Consider the following 4270-nt stretch of genomic DNA (forward strand, 5'->3'; position numbering starts at 1 on the left):
GGGCGGGCGGTCTGCTGGACGGTGATCATGGTGTCGTTCGTCATGCCGCAGACCGTAGGAAGGAATCCGGTGGTCGGGCAGGGGTTGGCTTTCATGAAACCGACCGATCCATGAATGCCGCTCATACTTCGAGGTGGGAGCCCGTATGACCGATCGCACGAAGGCCGATCGCACGAAGGTCGATCGCACGAAGGTCGATCCCGCGAAGGCCGATCGCACGAAGGCCGATCCCGCGAAGACCGATCTCGCGCCCCGCGAGCTCCGCGTCCTCGTCGCCGTCGGGAGCGAGGGCGGCTTCTCGGCAGCCGCCGCCCTGCTCGGCATGACCCAGTCCGCGGTCTCCCACTCCGTCCGCACGAGCGAACGCAAGCTCGGCGCCGTCCTCTTCGACCGCGGCCGCAACGGCGCGCGCCCGACCGAGGCCGGGGAGCGGGCCCTCGGCCACGCCCGGCAGGTGCTGCGGCTCCTGGAAGTGATGGGCGCGGAGGTCCGGGGTGCCGGGAGCGGAACCCTCTCCGGCCCGCTGCGCATCGCCGTCTTCCGCAGCGCGGCCCTGCACCTGCTGCCCCGGGCCCTGGAGCGGCTGACCGCCCGTCACCCGGAGATCGTGCCCGAGGTGAGGATCGTGCGGGAGCTGGGGCGCGGCACGGCGGGCGAAGTCCTCGACGGACGGGCCGACATCGGGATCGCGACCCTCGGCACCACCTCGCCCGTGCCGCCGGAGCTGGTCGGCGGCGTGCTGCTCCAGGAGGGGTACGCGCTCGTCCACCCGGCCGGGCATCCGGCGCCGCGCACGCTCCCGCTGGTCGACTGGGCGGAGAACTGCACCTCGTACACCCGGGAGTGGTGGGCCGCCCAGGAGTGGCTGCCGGCGGCGACGGTGGAGGCCGAGGACGACGGAGCGGTGCTCTCGATGGTGAGCAGTGGTTTCGGGATGGCCGTGATGCCCGAACTGTCGCTGGTCGGAGCGCCGCCCTCGGTGGAGATCACCGATCTCGGGGTGGCGCGCCCGACCCGGTCCGTCGGCTATGTCACCACCCCTGAGCTGGCGAAATCCCTCGCCGTGCGGTCGCTGATCCGTGAGCTTCGGACCACGGAGGGCTGACCGCCGTCTCAGATAGTAGGAAGTCCGAGTAATTGTGGAGACAGATGAGGAGGCCTCCCTTAGCTTTGTAGAAGCCGAACGTCTCGCTTCATCAAGCGAATGGCGGTCGAGAGCGCGACGCCCTGTGCAGGCAACCCCTGCGGCGGCGCTCCCCGCCCCTTCCGGCGCCTTCGATCACAAGCTGATCTCCGCACATCCGGATCACCAATGATCTCAAGGAGTCGATCCCTCATGGCCGCTCAGACCGCCCGCCGCGTCCGCCACTCCGTCAACCGTCCCAGCGACGAGGCCCGCCAGAACGCCGCCGCCGCCCTCCAGCGCGCCCTCGACCGCCGTGACAACGGCGGCTCCACCGGCCACTGACGTCCACCTCGTCCGCTGTCCGTTCGTCCACATGGTGGACGTAACGTGTCAGACGATGGGACGAAGAGTAGGGTGCCGACATGTCTCACAGCATCAATCTCGCAGTCATTCCCGGCGACGGCATCGGCCAGGAGGTCGTGGCCCAGGGCCTCAAGGTCCTCTCGGCCGTCCTTCCCCAGGACGTGAAGCTGGAGACCGAGGAGTACGACTTCGGCGCCAAGCGCTACCACGCCACCGGTGAGACCCTCACCGACGCCGACCTCGACTCCCTCAAGAGGCACGACGCCATCCTGCTCGGCGCCATCGGCGACCCGTCGGTGCCGTCCGGCGTCCTGGAGCGCGGCTTCCTGCTGAAGCTCCGCTTCGCCTTCGACCACCACGTGAACCTGCGTCCCTCGAAGCTGCTCCCCGGCGTCGCCACCCCGCTCGCCGGGCAGCCCGAGATCGACTTCGTCGTGGTCCGCGAGGGCACCGAGGGTCCGTACACGGGCAACGGCGGCACCATCCGCAAGGGCACCGAGCACGAGGTCGCCACCGAGGTCTCGGTCAACACCGCCTTCGGTGTCGAGCGCGTGGTCCGGGACGCCTTCGCCCGCGCCCAGGCCCGCCCGCGCAAGAAGCTGACGCTGGTCCACAAGAACAACGTGCTGACCTTCGCCGGCCACCTCTGGACGAACACCTTCAACAAGGTCGCGGCCGAGTTCCCCGAGGTCACGACCGACTACCTGCACGTCGACGCCGCGACGATCTTCCTCGTCACCGACCCGGCCCGCTTCGACGTCATCGTCACCGACAACCTCTTCGGCGACATCATCACCGACCTCGCCGCGGCCGTCTCCGGCGGCATCGGCGTCGCCGCCTCCGGCAACATCAACCCGAGCGGCGAGTTCCCGTCCATGTTCGAGCCGGTCCACGGCTCCGCGCCGGACATCGCGGGCCAGGGCAAGGCCGACCCCACGGCCACCGTCCTCTCCGTCGCCCTCCTGCTCCGCCACCTCGGCTACGAGGCCGAGGCCGCCCGGGTCGAGGAGGCCGTCGCGGCCGACCTCACCGAGCGCGGCGACAGCGTCCGCACCACGGACGAGATCGGCGACGCGCTCGCCGCGCGAGTAGCGAGCTGACCCGCGCCGACTGACATCAGCAGCAGCCGCCGGGTCGCATTCAGCGCCCGGCGGCTTTCCTCTGCGCGGCCCCGGGCGCTCCCCCCGAACTCAGGACCGCGTTCACCCGTTTTCCGCACCGGTCCCCACGGGCGATAATCGAACGTGGGGCCGCGGCATCCGGGCATGCCCGACGCCGCCTCGTCGGGGACAGCCGTCCCCGACAGCGACGTGCGCGCGCGGTCCTCCCCATCACAACCGGTGAAGGACACGCACTCATGACGACGCCCACCATCGAGCTCAAGCCCTCCTCCAGCCCGCTGTCCGCCGCGGAGCGCGAGGCGATCCTGGCCAACCCGGGATTCGGCCGCCACTTCACCGACCACATGGTCACCATCCGGTGGACCGAGGGCCGCGGCTGGCACGACGCCCAGCTCGTGCCGTACGGTCCGCTCTCCCTGGACCCCGCCACGAACGTCCTGCACTACGCGCAGGAGATCTTCGAGGGCCTGAAGGCCTACCGCCGCCCCGACGGCTCCGTCGCCACCTTCCGCCCGGACGCCAACGCCCGCCGCTTCCAGGCCTCCGCCCGCCGGCTCGGCATGCCCGAGCTGCCGGTCGAGACCTTCGTCGAGGCCTGTGACGTGCTCGTCCGGCACGACGAGGCGTGGGTCCCGGCGCACGGCGGCGAGGACTCGCTCTACCTGCGTCCGTTCATGATCGCCACCGAGGTCGGCCTGGGCGTCCGCCCGGCCAACGAGTACCTCTTCGTCGTCATCGCCTCGCCGGCCGGCCCGTACTTCTCCGGCGGCGTGAAGCCCGTCTCCATCTGGGCCTCGGAGGACCGCGTCCGTGCCGTCCCCGGCGGCATGGGCGACGCCAAGACCGGCGGCAACTACGCGGCCTCCCTGTTGGCGCAGGCCGAGGCGGCGGCCAAGGGCTGCGACCAGGTCTGCTACCTCGACGCGGTCGAGCACAAGTGGGTCGAGGAACTCGGCGGCATGAACCTGTACTTCGTGTACGGCAACAAGATCGTCACGCCGACCCTCACCGGTTCGCTGCTCGCCGGCATCACCCGCGACTCGCTCCTCAAGGTCGCCAAGGACCTCGGCTACGAGTCCGAGGAGGCCCGCGTCTCCATCGACCAGTGGCAGGCCGACACCGAGAACGGCACCCTCACCGAGGTCTTCGCCTGCGGCACCGCCGCCGTGATCACCCCGGTCGGCACGGTCAAGTCCGCCCGGGGCGAGTGGCAGCAGTCGGGCGGCGAGCCCGGCGAGGTCACGATGAAGCTGCGCGAGGCGCTGCTCGCCATCCAGACCGGGAAGTCCGAGGACGTCCACGGCTGGATGCATAAGCTCGGCAAGTAGGAGTAACTACTCCGTCGCCGCCAGGGCTTCCGGGGCCGTCTTCACGGTCTCGGGGGCCCTGTTCGGCGTCAGGACGGCGTACAGCGCGCCGCCCACGATCCCCGAGAACACGAAGCTGCAGTCGATCCCGCCCGTGAGGGCGAGCAGCGGCCCCTCGTAGAGCGGCGTCGACACCGCGGCCAGGCCGACCGCCGCGCCGACCGCCCAGGAGACGGTGGCGCGCGGGTGCCAGCCCGCCGCGTACCAGTAGATGCCGCCGCGCGAGCGGTTGTTGAAGACCTGGAGCGCCTCCGGGTCGTACGCACCGCCGCAGCGCGCGTGCCCGATCAGGG

Annotated in this window: 5 protein-coding genes; 4 read left to right on the plus strand and 1 reads right to left on the minus strand. The window is 70.7% G+C overall.

The genetic code is table 11. The annotated features are described in order from the left end of the window. Window positions 1-145 precede the first annotated feature (145 nt). The 4 genes from CCN56_RS12085 to CCN56_RS12095 all read left to right on the plus strand — a co-directional run bounded on the left by CCN56_RS12085 (window position 146) and on the right by CCN56_RS12095 (window position 3938). A complete protein-coding gene (locus CCN56_RS12085) occupies window positions 146-1105 on the plus strand; it encodes a LysR family transcriptional regulator (RefSeq protein ID WP_256961923.1) in 960 nt (319 codons plus the stop codon). A gap of 231 nt (window positions 1106-1336) precedes the next feature. Continuing rightward, window positions 1337-1468: a hypothetical protein gene (locus CCN56_RS44440; RefSeq protein WP_256961924.1), complete on the plus strand. Its 132-nt coding sequence runs from the start codon at window positions 1337-1339 to the stop codon at window positions 1466-1468. Between the two features lie 80 nt (window positions 1469-1548). Next, on the plus strand, window positions 1549-2589 hold the full coding sequence (locus CCN56_RS12090) for a 3-isopropylmalate dehydrogenase (RefSeq protein ID WP_086826361.1): 1041 nt from the start codon (window positions 1549-1551) through the stop codon (window positions 2587-2589). Between the two features lie 257 nt (window positions 2590-2846). Then, window positions 2847-3938 carry a branched-chain amino acid aminotransferase gene (locus tag CCN56_RS12095; protein WP_086826363.1) on the plus strand — a complete coding sequence of 364 codons (1092 nt, stop codon included), beginning with the start codon at window positions 2847-2849 and terminating at the stop codon, window positions 3936-3938. Between the two features lie 6 nt (window positions 3939-3944). Here CCN56_RS12095 and CCN56_RS44445 read toward each other — a convergent pair. Continuing rightward, window positions 3945-4270 (minus strand): cytosine permease (locus CCN56_RS44445; RefSeq protein WP_256961925.1); only part of this gene is annotated, 326 nt, incomplete at its 5' end.

Source organism: Streptomyces sp. NRRL B-24572 (genome assembly GCF_002156145.1).
Classification (GTDB): Bacteria; Actinomycetota; Actinomycetes; order Streptomycetales; family Streptomycetaceae; genus Streptomyces; species Streptomyces vietnamensis.